Source organism: Bacteroides sp. UBA939 (genome assembly GCF_002293435.1).
Taxonomy (GTDB): domain Bacteria; phylum Bacteroidota; class Bacteroidia; order Bacteroidales; family Bacteroidaceae; genus Bacteroides.
This window is the reverse complement of the sequence record NZ_DBDF01000230.1, coordinates 1-17,019: the sequence shown is the minus strand read 5'-3', so window position 1 is coordinate 17,019 and position 17,019 is coordinate 1. Positions and strand designations below refer to the sequence as shown.

Annotated in this window: 13 protein-coding genes; 10 read left to right on the top strand and 3 right to left on the bottom strand. The window is 46.2% G+C overall.

What is annotated here, in order from left to right:
* Positions 1–197: 197 nt before the first annotated feature.
* The gene (locus B2Z67_RS15430) at positions 198–881 is read right to left on the bottom strand and encodes a polysaccharide deacetylase family protein (protein WP_291530731.1); all 684 of its coding nucleotides are present in this window, start codon (positions 879–881) and stop codon (positions 198–200) included.
* Between the two features lie 257 nt (positions 882–1,138).
* On the opposite strand from B2Z67_RS15430, the gene miaA reads away from it, so the two are divergent.
* From miaA to B2Z67_RS15395, 7 genes are all read left to right on the top strand, one after another.
* On the top strand, positions 1,139–2,059 hold the full coding sequence (gene miaA, locus B2Z67_RS15425; RefSeq protein ID WP_291530730.1) for a tRNA (adenosine(37)-N6)-dimethylallyltransferase MiaA: 921 nt from the start codon (positions 1,139–1,141) through the stop codon (positions 2,057–2,059).
* Positions 2,060–2,173: 114 nt separating this feature from the next.
* Positions 2,174–3,100, top strand: a complete 927-nt coding sequence (locus B2Z67_RS15420; RefSeq protein ID WP_291530729.1) for a diacylglycerol/lipid kinase family protein — start codon at positions 2,174–2,176, stop codon at positions 3,098–3,100.
* 85 nt (positions 3,101–3,185) lie between these two features.
* Entirely contained in the window at positions 3,186–6,005 is a 2,820-nt protein-coding gene (locus tag B2Z67_RS15415; RefSeq protein WP_291530728.1) for a M16 family metallopeptidase, read from the top strand.
* Positions 6,006–6,028: 23 nt separating this feature from the next.
* Positions 6,029–7,516, top strand: coding sequence for a DUF5687 family protein (locus B2Z67_RS15410; RefSeq protein ID WP_291530727.1), 1,488 nt, complete (start codon positions 6,029–6,031; stop codon positions 7,514–7,516).
* Positions 7,517–7,545: 29 nt separating this feature from the next.
* Positions 7,546–8,280: an ABC transporter ATP-binding protein gene (locus B2Z67_RS15405; protein ID WP_291530726.1), complete on the top strand. Its 735-nt coding sequence runs from the start codon at positions 7,546–7,548 to the stop codon at positions 8,278–8,280.
* Entirely contained in the window at positions 8,277–8,789 is a 513-nt protein-coding gene (locus B2Z67_RS15400) for a C40 family peptidase (protein ID WP_291530725.1), read from the top strand. The genes B2Z67_RS15405 and B2Z67_RS15400 overlap by 4 nt, the downstream gene beginning before the upstream one ends.
* A gap of 145 nt (positions 8,790–8,934) precedes the next feature.
* The gene (locus B2Z67_RS15395) at positions 8,935–9,819 is read left to right on the top strand and encodes a TraB/GumN family protein (RefSeq protein ID WP_291530724.1); all 885 of its coding nucleotides are present in this window, start codon (positions 8,935–8,937) and stop codon (positions 9,817–9,819) included.
* 76 nt (positions 9,820–9,895) lie between these two features.
* On the opposite strand, the gene B2Z67_RS15390 is transcribed toward B2Z67_RS15395, so the two are convergent.
* Entirely contained in the window at positions 9,896–10,135 is a 240-nt protein-coding gene (locus B2Z67_RS15390; RefSeq protein ID WP_291530723.1) for a hypothetical protein, read from the bottom strand.
* A 142-nt stretch (positions 10,136–10,277) separates the two neighbouring features.
* Between B2Z67_RS15390 and B2Z67_RS15385 the strand changes: the two genes are divergently transcribed.
* The gene (locus B2Z67_RS15385) at positions 10,278–11,762 is read left to right on the top strand and encodes a hypothetical protein (protein ID WP_291530722.1); all 1,485 of its coding nucleotides are present in this window, start codon (positions 10,278–10,280) and stop codon (positions 11,760–11,762) included.
* 87 nt (positions 11,763–11,849) lie between these two features.
* On the opposite strand, the gene B2Z67_RS15380 is transcribed toward B2Z67_RS15385, so the two are convergent.
* The gene (locus tag B2Z67_RS15380) at positions 11,850–14,159 is read right to left on the bottom strand and encodes an outer membrane beta-barrel family protein (protein ID WP_291530721.1); all 2,310 of its coding nucleotides are present in this window, start codon (positions 14,157–14,159) and stop codon (positions 11,850–11,852) included.
* Between the two features lie 265 nt (positions 14,160–14,424).
* Here B2Z67_RS15380 and B2Z67_RS15375 point away from each other — a divergent pair, with 265 nt between their 5' ends.
* Together B2Z67_RS15375 and B2Z67_RS15370 are read left to right on the top strand one after the other, a co-directional pair.
* Positions 14,425–15,972 (top strand): sensor histidine kinase, encoded by a 1,548-nt coding sequence (locus B2Z67_RS15375; protein WP_291530732.1) that lies wholly within the window; start codon positions 14,425–14,427, stop codon positions 15,970–15,972.
* A 129-nt stretch (positions 15,973–16,101) separates the two neighbouring features.
* Complete coding sequence (locus tag B2Z67_RS15370; protein ID WP_291530720.1) at positions 16,102–16,872, top strand: response regulator transcription factor; 771 nt, start codon at positions 16,102–16,104, stop codon at positions 16,870–16,872.
* Positions 16,873–17,019 lie beyond the last annotated feature (147 nt).

Here is a 17,019-nt window from a genome sequence, read left to right as displayed (position 1 = left end):
GGAGGAGAATAGAGATACTACTATTAATCATTTCCACCGCTAAATTCTCATTTAAGAAAAAGCAATCCGCTCCTTACCCGCTCCTTACCTGCTCCTTTCCAACTCCTCTCCAACTCCCTCTCTATAGACAAGGAGAAGGTGGGGAGAAGGTGAGGTACAGATACGGTTTTGACAGATGCCGGTGGTGTTTAGTTTTATTAATCCGCCACGTTGCTATACATTGTTCTTTTTTGAGGATTAATCCCTCTGCGTTTGAACAGCTCGGTGACTGTTACAAACTCAAACCCCTGCTTCTTCAACTCAGGAATTATAATATCAAGCGCATCAACCGTCTGTTGGTTACCCTGCATATCGTGCATCAATATGATGCCACCATCCGCGGCATCTTTCAGAACCATCGCGGCACGTGCTTCCGTTGCAACTCCAGGATCCCAATCGAAGCATCCGGCACCATTAATAAAAGTCAGATCAATCACTTCGTGCATCAACGGACTAACGCTGATATACGGCGGGCGAAAAAACAGAGGCTCCACTCCCGTTACTTCCCGAATCTTCGCAGAAGTATATTTTATCTCTTCCTTGATTTCATCAGCAGACAAGTCGGGCATATTGGAATGAGTGCGTGAATGGTTCTGAATATCGCATCCCCTGTCGAATGCCTGTTTCAGAACCTTTGCAGACTCTTCGTCTATGTTATTGCCGATAACAAAGAAAGACGCAGGAATTACGTGTTTTTTCAGCTTTTCGAGCACATGTACGGTAGTGGTGGTATTAGGACCATCATCAAAAGTCAGTGCAATCAGTTTCGGAGAAGTTGTATTCTGAGTACAGGCAGTTAGTACAAACAACACAGGCATAAGTAGATTAATGAGGTTTTTCATGCGATTAAGTTTTTAAATTCGGATATATTATTAATAAGAATCGGATACGTTATAAATAAAAAAAGGAGTACCGCTGTACTCCAACCTTTGTTAACCTTAAATCTAATACTATGAAAAACACATTGCAAAGGTACGGGTTTTTTCGAGACTAACAAGCATTGTGTGCGAAAACAGTGTATTTATAACACCATTTAAGAATCTGCCCTGCTTTTTTCACTTCCTTTTTCATATCTTTGCAAAAAAACGTGTGACTACTTATGCCTGATTATGATTTGATAGCCATATTAGGACCTACCGCTTCCGGAAAAACTCCCTTCGCCGTAGCATTGGCAACTGTTCTCAATACCGAAATCATTAGTGCAGACTCCCGGCAGATTTACCGCGGCATGGACCTCGGTACGGGCAAGGACTTGGCCGACTATACGGTGAACGGGAAACAAACTCCCTACCATCTGATTGATATTGCCGATCCGGGCTATAAATACAACGTTTTCGAGTATCAGCACGATTTCCTGGCAGCATATAACACCATTCAACAGAAAGGCAAGCTGCCCATTCTTTGCGGTGGCACAGGAATGTATCTGGAATCCGTTTTGAGAGGATACAAACTATTGCCCGTTCCCGAGAATCCGGAATTGCGCGCGCAACTTGCCCATAAATCCCTCGAAGAACTGACCGGAATACTGAAACAGTATAAGACCCTGCATAACACAACGGACGTGGATACCGCCAAGCGCGCCATCCGCGCCATTGAGATAGAGGAATATTACGTACACACACCGGTAGACGAGCGGGAATTTCCCAAGCTGAACAGCCTCATCATTGGCGTGGATATAGACCGGGAATTACGCCGCGAAAAGATATCCCGGCGACTGCACCAACGGCTGAACGAGGGAATGATAGATGAAGTACGCCGGCTGATAGAGCAGGGCATCGCTCCGGACGACCTTATCTATTACGGACTTGAATACAAATATCTGACTCTCTACGCCATAGGAAAACTAACGTACCAGGAAATGTTCAGCCAGTTGGAAATCGCTATCCACCAATTCGCCAAGCGGCAAATGACCTGGTTCAGGGGCATGGAACGGCGCGGATTTACAATCCATTGGATAGACGCCCGGCTACCTATGGAAGAAAAGATTGCTTTTGTACAAAGAAAATTCAAAGAGATTTAGTATCTTTGGCGATTACGAAGCCGAAAGCCGGAAGATGCAGTGCGGATAAGCATTGTATCGGATAAGGCAATGCAGATAAAGATAATGTAAGAGACTTTACTAAGAAAAAACAATATGAGTGTAAAACCCGAAAAGTGGGGGGTGATATACAACCCGAAAGCCGGCACACGGAAAGTACAGAAACGATGGAAAGAAATCAAAGAATACATGGACAGCAAAAGCGTGTCATACGACTATGTGCAGTCCGAAGGATTCGGATCCGTAGAACGCCTGGCCGGTATTCTCGCCAATAATGGTTACCGTACAATAGTCGTTGTGGGAGGCGATGGTGCGCTGAACGACGCCATTAACGGCATCATGTCGTCCAATGCCGAGGACAAAGGAGAAATAGCCATCGGCATTATCCCGAACGGTATAGGAAACGACTTTGCCAAATACTGGGAAATGACTTCGGAATACAAGGATGCGGTAGACTGCATCATAAACAATCGCCGCCGAAAAATAGACGTAGGCTTTTGTAACTACTACGACGGTAAAAAGCACGTGACACGCTATTTCCTCAATGCCATCAACATAGGTCTGGGAGCACGTATCGTAAAAATAACCGATCAGACCAAACGTTTCTGGGGAGTGAAATTCCTGTCGTACATCATGGCGCTAATCTCACTAATCTTTGAACGGAAACTTCATCGGATGCATCTGAAAATTAACGATGAGCATATCCGGGGACGTATCATGACGGTCTGCATCGGCAGTGCATGGGGATACGGGCAAGCGCCGAGCGCGGTTCCGTACAATGGCTGGCTGGATGTTTCCGTTATTTACCGCCCGGAGTTGTTGCAACTTGTATCCGGTTTGTGGATGCTTATCCAGGGAAGAATCCTGAACCATAAAGTAGTAATGCCATACCGGACGCAGGAAGTGAAGGTGCTACGTGCGCAAAATGCTTCCGTCGATTTGGATGGCCGCATTCTCGACCGCCATTTCCCATTGGATATCGGCATTATGCATGAAGCGACTACATTGATTATACCGAATTGAAATCATATAAAAAAAATCACTCTTTTGTGATTTACCCCCTACCTTTTCGACAAATAAGACAAGAAACAATTTAAATTTCATAAAAATGAGACATTTATTTCGTAGTTTAATAGTTGTAACAATAGTAATATGTTGCAGTTTACAACAGGCTTTTGCACAGCAAATGCCTCCTATTCCCGTTGACCCGAATGTACGCATCGGCAAACTGGATAATGGTTTAACCTATTACATTCGCAAGAATAGCCTTCCTGCCGACCGGGCTGATTTCTATATTGCCCAGAAAGTAGGTTCCATACAGGAAGAAGAAAATCAACTCGGTTTGGCGCACTTCCTCGAACACATGAGTTTCAATGGTACCACCCATTTCCCCGGTGATGGTCTGAAACAATATCTGGAACGCATCGGAGTTAAGTTCGGCGAGAATCTGAATGCCTATACTTCGGTAGATGAAACTGTTTACAACATCTCTAATGTTCCTGTCAAGACAGCCGGAGCCATTGACTCCTGCCTGCTGATTCTTCACGACTGGAGCAATGACCTGACCCTGGACGTTAAGGAAATAGATAAAGAACGCGGAGTTATCAACGAAGAATGGCGCACACGCATGAGCGCTATGCAACGCTTTCAGGAAAAGTTGCTTCCTTTTATGTTTGCCGGTACCAAGTATGCTACTTGTTTCCCCATCGGCACAATGGAAGTAATAATGAATTTCAAGCCGCAAACCTTGAGAGACTATTATGAGAAATGGTATCGCCCCGATTTGCAAGGCATTGTCGTAGTAGGCGATATAGATGTAGATGCCATCGAGGCCAAAATCAAGGAAGTATTCTCCGATATTCCGGCTCAACCCAATGCTGCCAAGCGCGAATACTATCCGGTAAACGACAATAAAGAACCTATTGTAATGATTGCCCGGGATAAAGAACAATCCAATATTCAGGCTATCATCTTCAACAAGCATGAAGCTACTCCCGATGACCAGAAAGGTAATGTCATGTATCTGGTACACAACTATGCCACCAGCCTTATCGGTAACATGTTGAATGCCCGTCTGAACGAACTGATTCAGGTGGCTAACCCGCCGTACATTTATGCCGGAGCCTATGATGGAGACTTCTTTGTAGCAAAAACCAAACAGGCATTTACCGGTGTCGCAGTCTGCAAAGAAGATGCTGTAGAAAACGGACTTGCAACCTTGCTTCGCGAAATGGAACGCGCACGCAAGTTCGGTTTTACGGAAACAGAATACAACCGCGCCCGCGCCGAATACCTGCGCAACCTGGAGTCAGCCTACAATGAACGCGACAAGCGCAAAAATAATGCTTACGTAAATCAATATGTACGCAACTTCCTTGATAATGAACCCATACCGGGCATTGAAAACGAATATGCCATCATCAACCAGATTGCTCCCGCCATCCCGGTACAGGTTCTGAATCAGATAATGCCAACGCTTGTAACAGACAGCAACCAGGTAGTCGCTATTTTCGGCCCTGAGAAAGAAGGCTTGAAACTGCCTACGGAAGATGCCATCAAGAAGATTTTGCAAGACGTAAAAGCTGAAGAGCTGACCCCTTATGTTGATAAAGTATCAGACGAGCCACTGATGAAAGAAGCTCCGGAAGGCGGGAAGATAGTTTCCGAGCAGACGGACGATGTATTTGGCACCACCAGGTTGACTTTATCCAATGGCGTAAAAGTAATTATCAAAAAGACTGATTTCAAAGCAGACCAGATTCTGATGAAAGGTGTAAGCTTGGGAGGTAGTTCTATATTCCCGGATTCGGAAATCATCAACATCAATGGCTTGGGCGCTGTGTCAGTCGGCGGTTTAGGTAATTTCAGCGCTACCGACCTGGAGAAGGTATTGGCAGGCAAAAAAGCATCCGTTAGCTACGGCATCGGTGACAAGACGGAAACGGTGAACGGCAACTGTTCTCCAAAGGATTTTGAAACCATGATGCAACTCACCTATCTGACATTCACTGCTCCGCGCCGCGACGACGAAGCCTTCGCATCGTATGTAAACCGTAACAAAGCTGCATTGCAGAATCAAGCGATGAATCCGAACGTGGCTTTCAGCGACAGTATCACGTATGCTTTAGATATGGGACATCCGCGTTCCATTCGCCTGAAAGCTGACATGATGGATCAGATGAACTATGACAAGCTCCTGTCAATGTACAATGACCGCTACAAAGACGCCAGTGACTTTACCTTTATCTTTGTGGGCAATGTGGATGTAGAAGAAATGAAACCGCTTATAGCCGCCTACCTGGGCGCGCTGCCTGCCATCAACCGTAAGGAAACTTTCAAAGACAATAAGCAGGAAATCCGCAAAGGTGTATACAAGAACGAGTTTATCCGCGAACAGGAAACTGCCAAAGCTTCTAACTTTGTTGCCATCACCGGAGACTGCAAGTACAACCTGAAGAATAACATCCTGCTAAGTATGACCACTCAGATTCTGAACTTGATTTATACTGAAAAGGTGCGTGAGGACGAAGGCGGAACTTATGGTGTGTACGTAGGCGGAAACTTATCCAAATATCCCAAAGAGAGAGGCGGAGTACAGATTGTATTTGAAACCTCTCCTTCAAAAAGAGAAAAACTGATGAAGATTATCTTTGGTGAAATGGACAATCTTGCCAATGCAGGCCCAACTGAAGAGAACCTGAATAAAGTGAAAGAGTTCATGCTGAAGAAACATGCCGAGGATCTGAAAGAAAACAGTTATTGGCTGGGAAGCATTGACGAATACTTGTACACCGGTATGAATAGAGTTAATGACTACACGCAGACAATCAACGGCATCACAGCAAAGGATGTGCAAAAATTTGCCAATGATTTATTCAAGCAGAAAAATGAGGTTGAAGTCTCAATGATTAGTCCGGAAAAAGAATAAAAACACTCAAATCATTTAATACAATGGGTCTTTTTATAGAATTACGTAAACATGGGAAGTTATCAGAGAAGCGAAACCCAATGTACGAAAAGAGTAAATTCGGAAAATTCTGGATGTACATTATGACTACATTCTGGGCTGGTTATCTTATCTTCTTCGGCACTACATTCGCATTTGCATTCGCCGGTGGGGCAAAAGAAGCCTACCATGTAATGAACAGTGGATTAATCTTTGTACTAATCCTCGACTTTCTGTTGCGTTTCCCATTCCAGAAAACGCCCACACAGGAGGTAAAACCATATCTGTTGATACCGGTTAAAAGAAACCGGATTATCGATTTCCTGTTGATACGCTCCGGGTTGAACGGGTTTAACTTCATCTGGTTATTCCTGTTTGTTCCATTTGCCATTATTACTATTACTAAGTTTTATGGCATTGCAGGCGTACTGACTTACTGCATCGGCATCTGGCTGCTTATCGTATTCAATAATTATTGGTTCTTACTATGCCGCACACTTATCGGAGAACGGTTGTGGTGGGTCACACTTCCTGTCGTAGTCTACGGCGGTATTATAGCAGGTCTATTCATTCCGGAGAAGAGTCCGCTGTTTGACTTGTCCGTCAATTTGGGAGAGGGCCTCATACAGGGGAACCTGTTGACATTCATCGGAATTTTCATTGCTATCGCCGTAATGTGGTTCATCAACCGCACAATGATGAAGGGACTGATTTATAATGAAATCAATAAGGTAGAAGATACGAAAGTAAAACATGTATCTGAGTACAAATTCCTGGACCACTACGGTGAAGTGGGCGAATATATGCGCTTGGAACTAAAGTTATTGCTTCGTAATAAGGTCTGCAAGAACGCATTGCGCACGGTTATTCTCGTAGTAGTGGCTTTCAGTCTTGTACTTAGTTTCACGGAAGTTTATGACGGAAGAGGCATGAAGAACTTCATTGTCATATATAACTTCGTAATTTTCGGTATCCTGTTCTTATCCTCTCTCATGAGCTATGAAGGGAATTATATCGACGGATTAATGAGCCGCAAGGAATCAATATACACGTTGCTCCGTGCCAAATACACCGTTTACGGCATTGCCATCCTTGTTCCTCTCATACTGATGATACCCGCCATTGCTACGGGCAAACTAACGTTGCTGACATGTGTATCCTGGGCGATATTCAGCATAGGATTTATCTACTTTTGCATGTTCCAGATGGCTATATACAACAACAAGACCGTTGACTTGAATGCCAAAATGAGCAGTCGCCAGAACGTAGGAACCGGATTACAGAATCTGATTGCCGGTGCAGCCTTTGGTGTGCCTTTGATAATGAACTATCTGTTGAATCTGACTATCGGGCAAACCGCCACTTCATGGACGCTGATTGCCATAGGCGGAGGGTTTATTCTGACCTCCAACCTTTGGCTGAAGAATGTTTATCTGCGTTTCATGAAGCGCCGTTACAAGAATATGGAAGGATTCAGAGATAGCAGACAGTAATAACTACGAATTATTAAACGACAAATTATATGATACAAATCAATAATCTCCAAAAGAACTTCGGTGAAAAGAAAGCCGTAGATATTGAAAAATATGCCATCGGACAAGGTGACATGCTGGGCTTGGTAGGTAATAACGGGGCGGGTAAGACCACCCTCTTCCGGCTGATACTGGATTTGTTGCAAGCCGATAAAGGCAATGTGACCATCAACGACATTGATGTATGCAAAAGTGAAGACTGGAAAAGGTTTACCGGCGCTTTCATTGACGACGGTTTCCTGATTGACTATCTTACTCCGGAAGAGTATTTCTACTTCATCGGCAAAATGTATGGACTGAAGAAAGAAGAAGTTGACGAACGCTTGCTTCCCTTTGAACGTTTCATGAACAATGAAGTTATAGGGCAAAAGAAGTTTATACGTAACTTCTCGGCAGGAAACAAACAGAAGATCGGAATTATTTCCGCCATGCTGCATCATCCGCAATTACTGATTCTGGATGAACCGTTTAACTTTCTCGACCCAAGTTCGCAATCCATCATCAAGTATCTGTTGAAGAAATACAACGAGGATCACCAGGCTACGGTTATCATCTCCAGTCACAACCTGAACCATACGGTAGATGTATGCCCTCGCATCGCTTTATTGGAAAATGGAGTGATTATACGTGACATCCGGAATGAGAACAATTCGGCGGAAAAAGAGCTTGAAGACTACTTCAATATAAGAGTGGAAGAAGAAATCAAAGAAGAGCAGGAGGAATGAGGAAATACCTTATTTATATAGTTGCACTTACCGGATTGGCACTGGGGCTAAGTTCATGCCGAACCTCAACGCCACGCCTCGACTATAAAGTGTTGGCAAAGGCTTCCGACCGCCTTGGGATGGAGATAGACCGAAAAGATAATCATGCACTGTATATCGCCGCCGCCGAATGGATTGGTGTTCCTTACCGGTCGGGCGGTAACAGCAAACGTGGCACAGACTGTTCCGGTATGGTTTCGCAACTCTATAAGAAAGTATATAATATTAGCCTGTCCAGAAGTACTGACGGGCAACTTAAAGAATCGTCCAAAGTCTCCCGACGCAAATTGCGTGAGGGAGACTTGGTATTCTTCACCAGCCGCGCATCAAAGAAGAAGGTTGCACACGTAGGCATCTATCTCAAAAATGGGAAATTCGTTCATGCCAGTACCAGCAACGGAGTCATTGTCAGTAACCTCCGTGAGCAATACTATACCAAACACTGGCTTCGCGGCGGCAGAATTAAATAAAAAAAGATATGCTTATCTGCATAAGTATCCCTAATCCCGGCAGGAATGGGTACGCGAACGAACACAAAATATTTCCCTGTCTAATGTGATTTTCATCTGCCCTTTTCGACTTATAAATAGAGTAAACTTTTAAAAAGAAAAAACAATGAAAAAGATTTTAGGCATTCTTTTCTTCATCAGCATTACGCTAAATGCTAATGCACAATTATTGTGGAAAATTTCCGGTAACGGACAGGAAAAACCGTCTTATATTATAGGTACTCATCACATGATACCACTAAGCATAAAAGATAGCATTGCCGGATTACCGGAAGCGATGGAGAATAGCTCACAAGTTTACGGTGAAGTTATCATGTCCGAGATGATGTCCCCCGAATTTATGCAAACAATGCAGCAATATATAGTAATGCCGGGTGATACTACTCTCCAAACCCTTTTCACTCCCGAACAATATGAAGTAATAAGCAAAGCGGTAAAAGAAAACCTGATGGCAGATATTGCCATGCTGGCAAAAATAAAACCTGTGTTAATCACCCAGCAATTAACTCTAATGTTTTGTATGAAACATCTCGGTGGTTTCAATCCGCAAGAGCAATTGGATGGTTACTTCCAACAGCAAGCTATACAGAACGGTAAGAAAGTCGGTGGTCTGGAAACTCCGCAGTCGCAATTGGAGATACTTTTTAATGGCCCCACATTGCAACGCCAGGCAAATTTGCTTTACTGCCTCGTTAGTGACATAGATAAGGCAATGGACCAAACCAAACGAATGAATGAATTATATAAAGCACAAAAACTGGACGAACTTCTGAAACTGATGGAAGAACGTGACGGCAATTCCTGCGACCCGTTGCCGGGAGAAATGGAAGCCTTGATGGATAATCGTAACAAAGCATGGATTGAAAAGATGCCTGCCATCATGAAAGACGCTTCCACTCTCTTTGTTGTTGGCGCCGGACACCTTCCGGGAACAAATGGTGTATTGAATTTGTTGAAACAACAAGGTTACACTGTGGAACCTATGAAATAAAACATAAATTCTCTCTTTACTAACAGTTCGTTAATACGAAAAATGAAAATGTCGGGTGACTGCAAGTGATTTGTAGTCACCCGATGTTTTTAGTAGAAAGGTGGTGCAGGATTGACCATAAGAAAGCCGGACTATATGTATTTTCTTTATATTTAAAGAAGTCAACAATACCTCCAAACATTTCATCAACCTCAGCCGTAGAGTATAAAGTTATGTAGCCAAAAACTTCCCAACTGAACAGGATTGTTCCTATGATGATTTCTATGTACGGAATTAACCTTACTCTTTCTTTTTTGTTGGGGAATACAGTTTTCATATTAGACTTCTTTTCTGCGTGAATATTTTAATGCGATATCAGAATGTTATAGCTGATAATCATTAACTTTGTAAAGTTACTAACTTTCCGGATATGGAGAAATATTTTCTTTGAAGGATATCATTACTATAACTTATACGACATGGCGCTGAGACATAAACATTTGCATGCCTACTCCAACTTGCCTGCCATACCACGTGGCAGGTTAATAACAGGTATTATTGCCGGAGTTTTGTTTGCTATTTGTTTTTATGCTTTCTTGTATGTTTGCCGGGAAGCTTTGCGCATCCTTTTCTTTATGACGGAAAACTACGATGTCTTAGTATTATCGGATAGTACGGTGAGCTTTTTAAATTTCATTTTTGCATATATCGCTACTATATTAGGACAATCTCTTTGTTTCACTTATTGGTTTGAAGCCCCACTCAGGAGGCTTGGGAAACATGCTCCACGGATGAGGACTATTGTCAATGACCAACGGAGTATGAATACTTATTTTCTTAGCTGGTTTTCGCGGTTGGTATACGTGTTTGTGTTGGGTATTGGTTCTACTATGGGGGGAGGAATTTATATGATACAAACTTTCTCAGGCTATCAGTATGTTTTCATTCCTATCGTTATCATGCTTTTTTGCCATTCCTGGATGAATATCAGGCGTCTGTTCAATGGAAAGAGTTTCAGGTGGATGCTGGTTTCTGCCGTTTTGTTGTCTGTTCTATCTTTAGGATTATCCCGAATAAATCTGATTGATTATGAGAGTATCAACCGGATAATTCTTAGTAAGAATATATATTATGCTTATCGTTTACAATTGCCTGAAGCTGTATATACCGAACGAATGAATAGTGAGGCGAGGCGCAATGTCAGTTTATGGATTGCAGAAGATAAAAACAATCCTGCTGATGGTAAACCTCTTCTTTTCATTGATCATTGGGGGAGAACAGGGACTGATAAAAGAGAACAGATATCACTTGATAGCCTGAAAAAGTGTATTGCCTGCTGGAATCAAAATATCATGGAAGAAATGTTGTATGAGCCATGTGTCATTTACGCCCATCGGGATATAAAAATGAGTTATATAAATAAGGTGAAAAAGTCGCTTGCAGAATTAGGTGTTAATCGGATACAGTATGCTGTCATGCCTCCTATACGAGAATATGACGATAGGTATTATACTCACTTGGCATTCCCTTTATATACCGGCCGGTATTTTGCCGATACCGATATATGGCAGGACTTGCAAGAAGAACTCAACTCTGCAAAGCATGTCTCTGAATTGCATGTATTGGAAAACGGTGAAATCCTTTTTGATGATATCAAAATTGAGTGGAATGATTTTGGAGACTTTATCCGGCAATTGATTCTGTCCACTCCGGATTATCACATTAAGTATTATATTAGTGATAATTCATCTTATGCAGACTATATTTTTATTGTAAGTAATATCGTGCAGGCCATTTCCCAGATAAGAAATGACTATTCACGCGTAACTTACCAACAAGAATATGAATACCTTGAATGGGAGGAAGCAGGGACTGTTCGTGGAAAGTATCCATACCGGGTTGTTGAAATTCCAACAGAGAATTTAGCTCTACGCGCTAAATTAATTATGAATTTTGAATTATGAATTATGAATGGCTATGCAGCACGATTGCGTAACCATTCATAATTCAAAATTCATAATTCATAATTCAACTTGCGAAGCTCCGCTTCGCTAATTTTTAAACCGCGACGTATCCACCTCCTCCCTCTCCTTTTCCTTATATCCACCGAACTTATACGTAAACGATATGCCGAACTCGCGGAAGCAGCTATAATTATTCGTCACATGCTGCGTGCCGAAGCGGATGCGTGGTTTTATCTGTCCCGTCTCGAAGATGTCGTTACAGTAGAGGTTGAGAATGGACTTTCCGCCGGCAAACCCATAACGCAACGCTGCATTCACATGGCCAGACGGGGGCAAATCGTAAATGCCCTGTGTGGCTTTGCTTATAGCCTGGCCGGTGAGGGTGAGCCTTAAGTCGGGCTTTGAGGAAAGGGTGAAGGTATTGGTAAGAGAGACTATGCCGTAGCAGATGCGACGGTTGAAGGGGATGTCCCAGAAGTCGTCATCGCGCTCTTGGTGCCATATACCCATCAGGGTGAGACGGGAGTTGAGCCACTGCTTAACGTTGAACGGTATGGATGCCTGCAAACCTGCCTGTTGCTGGTAGTTGAAGTTGAGGTATTTGTAGATTTCTACCAGACGGTCGGGCGATTGATAAAGGGTTTGGATAGCGTAATCCTTCGTATGGGTGAACCAGGCGCTGAAGATGTATTTGCTCTTCAGGACATGCGTCAGTTGGAGTTGATATTGCTGCGCAGGTTTCAGGAAAGGATTGCCGTGTATCTCTGAATACCCGCCGCCCAGGTAGGAGACGGCATCTTGCACAACCCAATAATCGGGATAGCGTTTATCACTGCTCAGGGCAAGCTGCCAGACTTGTGCGGGTGAGGGTACGTAGCTGAGGTTGATGGTGGGATACCAGTCCCACTGATTCCAGACGGGCGTCCGGTAATGTTCCACGGCAAGGGAAACGTCGAGGGAGAGGTTGCTGCCGAGGGTTTTGCTGAAGCCGGCATAGAGGTTGAGAGTTTGCTCGCGATGGCGGGATGCCATGTCGCCGGGAATGGCGGGAGAGTTACCCGGAGTAGCACCTTCGTCTGCCGGGGCATGGGAGTCATCTGCCGGGGCATGGGAATATCCGTCCGCCGTGTCATAGTAATACTGGTAGCTGTGGTCGATGCTGGTGGTGTAGATGGCGCCGTAGTTCAGTCCCCAGCCATGTTTCAGAGTATGCTCCTGGGCAAGAAAGAACTTCCAGCGGTTGATGCGCTGGCTGTTTTTGGTATAAAAGGAGAGTGTATTGGCATGAGAGGCAGGTGTATCAGCATGAGAGGCAGGTGCATCAGCATGAGAAGCGAGGGCATCAGTATGAGAGGCAAGTGCATCGCCATGCGCAGCCCGCTCGTCGGTGTGCATGACGCTGTGCAGCAGTTGGTTGGTGGGCGAATGGTAATACGTCAGTTCGGCTCCGGCTTTCAGTCCGAAGGGGGTGAGGTAGTCGAAGCGGGCGTTGTGCAGATAGTTGCGGCTATTGCTGAGGGTGTGGGATTGCTGTGTGCCGGAGATGTCCATCAGGCTGTGGTAGGTGGTGTAGCTTCCGTTGTAGACGAGACTCAACCGGTGGGCGTCGGCGATGTTATAATCGGCGCCGAGGCGGAAGCTGTGGGTGTGCGAGCGGCTGCGGCCTGCTTCGTGGGTGGTGATGTGGTGCACGGAGCCATCGGCCTGTGAGTGCAGGGCTTCTTTGTTGGTGAGGACATAACCGCGTCCGTGGGTGTGCGAGTAGAGGAAATCGGCGGAGAAGCGGCGGCGGTTGTATATCAGGCTGGCACGTTGGTTGAAGTTTTCGTAGTACTTCTGCCGGTAGTGTGCGTAGGCTTCACCTTGCCAGGATGGAGAGGAGGAGGTGGATTGCAGCAGTGTAATGTTGATGAGTGCGCCGCGCACCTGATAGTGTGCGGGGGCGTTGTACATCACTTCGGCTGTCTGGATGCGGCCGGCGGGGATGGTTTGCAACAGAGTGTAGAGCTGTTCGGGGGACATGGTAGTTACTTTACCGTCCAGCACTATGGTCACGCTTCGCCCTGCCAGGGTTAGTGCGCCGTTCATTTCGGTTACGCCGGGAAGGTGCTTCAGGGCATCGTAGGCGTTGTCGACGGGGAGGTTAAGGATGAGCCGAGGGAGGTCGTATACCAGCTTGCCCGGCTCGGCTTTCACGATGGGGCGCTGTCCGGTAATCATGACTTCGGGGAGGGATTGGTAAAGACTGTCCAGAGGGGCGTCGGTGGTGATAAGGCTGTCGGCGCTGAGAACTCGTTCGTCGCGTGCCGGGTCGGGGTTTGCAGGCCGCTCCTGTGCGGAGAGGGAGGTGTTCAGGATGCAAAGCATCATCAGGGGGAGAAAGGGATTACGTTTCATGTTCGTTTGGTTTTAAATAGTTCGTTATTATTCATGCGAATCAGGAGTTAAGGAGGTCTGAACAGTACAAGATGCCTGTACAGTACGCCCCCTCTTGCGCTTCTGCACGGCAAAGAACGTGGAAATCTGCCGGACTTTATGTTATCCCCCACTTACGAAGTCTTATCTACTGTTACCAGAACTGTTATTTAGTCTTATCACTTATCCGCCCATCGGTAATCTTTCCTATCTTTGTTTCCTCATAATTAACGCACAGGAGGATTGCATGAAACTACCTTTCAGACTCATCGCCACACTCGTCATCACTTCCCTGCTCGGCATCTTCGCCTACCAGGCATACTGGCTCACGGGATTATACCGCACCATGAAACGCGACCTCGAACAAAGCATCGTGGAAGCCATGCGCATGAGCGATTACAAGGAAATGATGCTCCGCATAGAACGCATGCGCGAGGCCAATGAGCAACACGGCGAAGTGAACGTTTCCGCCGGATACGAGTCGGACACGGGGAAGACCTTCGTCCGCAGCAGCACCACCGTACACCAGGACACCGCCGCCGACGCAGCCGAACCCTACGCCTCCCTCAGAACCGACAACGGACTGAACCTCATGCTGCGCAACCGGGACACGATGGCTGAACTCGCCGCCTTCCTCCAGCGCGGCATACACTCGGGCATAGACCATCTCTCCGACCCGGACATCGCCGCCTACGACAGCATCCTCACCCACCTCCTGCGCGAGAAAGGCATCCTCATCCCCCACCGCCTGGAGCGCCTTCACACCGGTGCCAACCTCGACTCCACACTCGTATTCACCGACACCATAGCCCTTGCCGGCGACTCCACCTACCTGCCCGGCAAGCAGGCTAAGCAATACAACTACACATTCGACATCCACTCCCACCAGTCCTACCGCCTTACGATGGAACCCATCGACCACATCATACTACGGCAGATGAGCGGCATCCTCGCCACATCCCTCATCATCCTCCTCATACTCAGCCTCTCCTTCTGGTTCCTCATCCACACCATCCTGCGCCAGAAGACACTCGAAGAAATGAAAAGCGACTTCACCAACAACATCACCCACGAACTCAAAACCCCCATCGCCGTAGCCTACGCCGCCAACGATGCACTGCTCAACTTCAACCTCGCCGCCGACCCGCAACAACGCAACAAATACCTCACCATCTGCCAGCAGCAACTGCAACGCCTCAGCCGGCTCGTAGAACAGATACTCTCCATGAGCATGGAACGTCGCGAAACATTCCGCCTGCATCCCGAAGCGCTCCCGCTGTGCGACCTCTTCCCACCCCTCATCGAGCAGCACAAGCTCAAAGCAGGCAAACCCGTAGAAGTCCGCCTCCACATCCGGCCCCAAGACCTGACCGTAACCGCCGACCGCACCCACTTCAGCAACATCCTCAGCAACCTGATAGACAACGCCATCAAGTACTCTCCCGTAGCAGCCGACATCGAAATCCGCTGCTGCAGGACGGAAGCAAGTTGTTTGAAGACAGAAGCGGGTTGCTTAAAGACAGAAGCAAATTGTTTGAAGGCGGAAGCAAGTTACCCGAAGGCAGAAGCAAGTCAAGTAGAAATCTCCGTCACCGACCACGGCACAGGCATTCCCGCCGACAAGCAGTCACTCATCTTCGACAAATTCTACCGGATACCGACAGGAAACCTGCACGATACGAAAGGCTACGGTCTGGGACTCTTCTACGTGAAAACCATGATAGACCGGCACAACGGCACCGTAACCGTGAACAGCGTACCGGGGAAAGGAAGTACATTTACAATCCGCATCTGAGGATAACATCGCGGCTTGTTCCGAATACATCGTAGCTTATTCTGAATACACATCGCGGCTCATTCCGAATGCACATCGTGGCTTACATTAAATACACAATATGATTTGTTTTAAAACCCAATTAACAATATGAACAAAATCAAAGTACTACTGGTAGAGGACGAACAAACCCTCGCCATGATTATAAAAGACACACTCGAAAGCCAGAACTTCATCATCCACACCGCCCACAACGGCGAAGAAGGCCTGCGTCTCTTCTTCGACCTCCGCCCCGACGTGCTCGTAGCCGACGTCATGATGCCCCGCATGGACGGTTTCACCATGGTGCGCCACATCCGCCAAACGGACAAACAAACCCCCGTACTCTTCCTCACCGCCCGTTCCGCCATCAACGACGTAGTAGAAGGCTTCGAACTCGGCGCAAACGATTACCTGAAAAAGCCCTTCGGTATGCAGGAACTCATCGTACGCATCAAGGCATTAGCAGGCAAAGCATTCACTTTCAAAGAAGCCCCCAAACAGGAAGAAACCTGCTTCGGGATAGGCGAATACCACTTCAACTCCGCCACACAAATACTCTCACATACCGCAGCGGCAGAAACTCCCTCCCATGCCGGAATAGCTTCCTCTCATGCCGCAACAGAAGAAGCTTCCCATACCGCAACAGAAGTAGAACTCTCCCACCGCGAAGCCCAAATACTGAAACGCCTGTGCGAAAACCGCAACCAGGTAGTCAACACCCGCAACATCCTGCTCGACCTCTGGGGAGACGACACCTTCTTCAACTCCCGCAGCCTGCACGTCTTCATCACCAAACTGCGCCACAAGCTCTCCAAGGACAAACGCATCCGCATTGTCAACGTGCGGGGAATCGGATACAAACTCATCCTAATTCCTTGATGCGTTCCACCCGCTTATTCAGAAAGTAATGCTGTATATGGAGAGCTATAGAAACGTTACCTTAACCTGTATTATTCATATTACAGGAGTTAAGGGAATTGTCACTTTGTCACTTTGTATTTTAAGTTGGCTGAGAATGCGATATTT

Excerpts from the sequence above, each read along its gene's own strand:
- B2Z67_RS15400 (WP_291530725.1), top strand. The coding sequence starts at position 8,277 with ATGAGGAAATACCTTATTTATATAGTTGCACTTACCGGATTGGCACTG.
- B2Z67_RS15390 (WP_291530723.1), bottom strand. The coding sequence starts at position 10,135 with ATGAAAACTGTATTCCCCAACAAAAAAGAAAGAGTAAGGTTAATTCCG.
- B2Z67_RS15395 (WP_291530724.1), top strand. The coding sequence starts at position 8,935 with ATGAAAAAGATTTTAGGCATTCTTTTCTTCATCAGCATTACGCTAAAT.
- B2Z67_RS15410 (WP_291530727.1), top strand. The coding sequence starts at position 6,029 with ATGGGTCTTTTTATAGAATTACGTAAACATGGGAAGTTATCAGAGAAG.
- miaA (WP_291530730.1), top strand. The coding sequence starts at position 1,139 with ATGCCTGATTATGATTTGATAGCCATATTAGGACCTACCGCTTCCGGA.
- B2Z67_RS15380 (WP_291530721.1), bottom strand. The coding sequence starts at position 14,159 with ATGAAACGTAATCCCTTTCTCCCCCTGATGATGCTTTGCATCCTGAAC.
- B2Z67_RS15375 (WP_291530732.1), top strand. The coding sequence starts at position 14,425 with ATGAAACTACCTTTCAGACTCATCGCCACACTCGTCATCACTTCCCTG.
- B2Z67_RS15370 (WP_291530720.1), top strand. The coding sequence starts at position 16,102 with ATGAACAAAATCAAAGTACTACTGGTAGAGGACGAACAAACCCTCGCC.
- B2Z67_RS15430 (WP_291530731.1), bottom strand. The coding sequence starts at position 881 with ATGAAAAACCTCATTAATCTACTTATGCCTGTGTTGTTTGTACTAACT.
- B2Z67_RS15385 (WP_291530722.1), top strand. The coding sequence starts at position 10,278 with ATGGCGCTGAGACATAAACATTTGCATGCCTACTCCAACTTGCCTGCC.
- B2Z67_RS15415 (WP_291530728.1), top strand. The coding sequence starts at position 3,186 with ATGAGACATTTATTTCGTAGTTTAATAGTTGTAACAATAGTAATATGT.
- B2Z67_RS15405 (WP_291530726.1), top strand. The coding sequence starts at position 7,546 with ATGATACAAATCAATAATCTCCAAAAGAACTTCGGTGAAAAGAAAGCC.
- B2Z67_RS15420 (WP_291530729.1), top strand. The coding sequence starts at position 2,174 with ATGAGTGTAAAACCCGAAAAGTGGGGGGTGATATACAACCCGAAAGCC.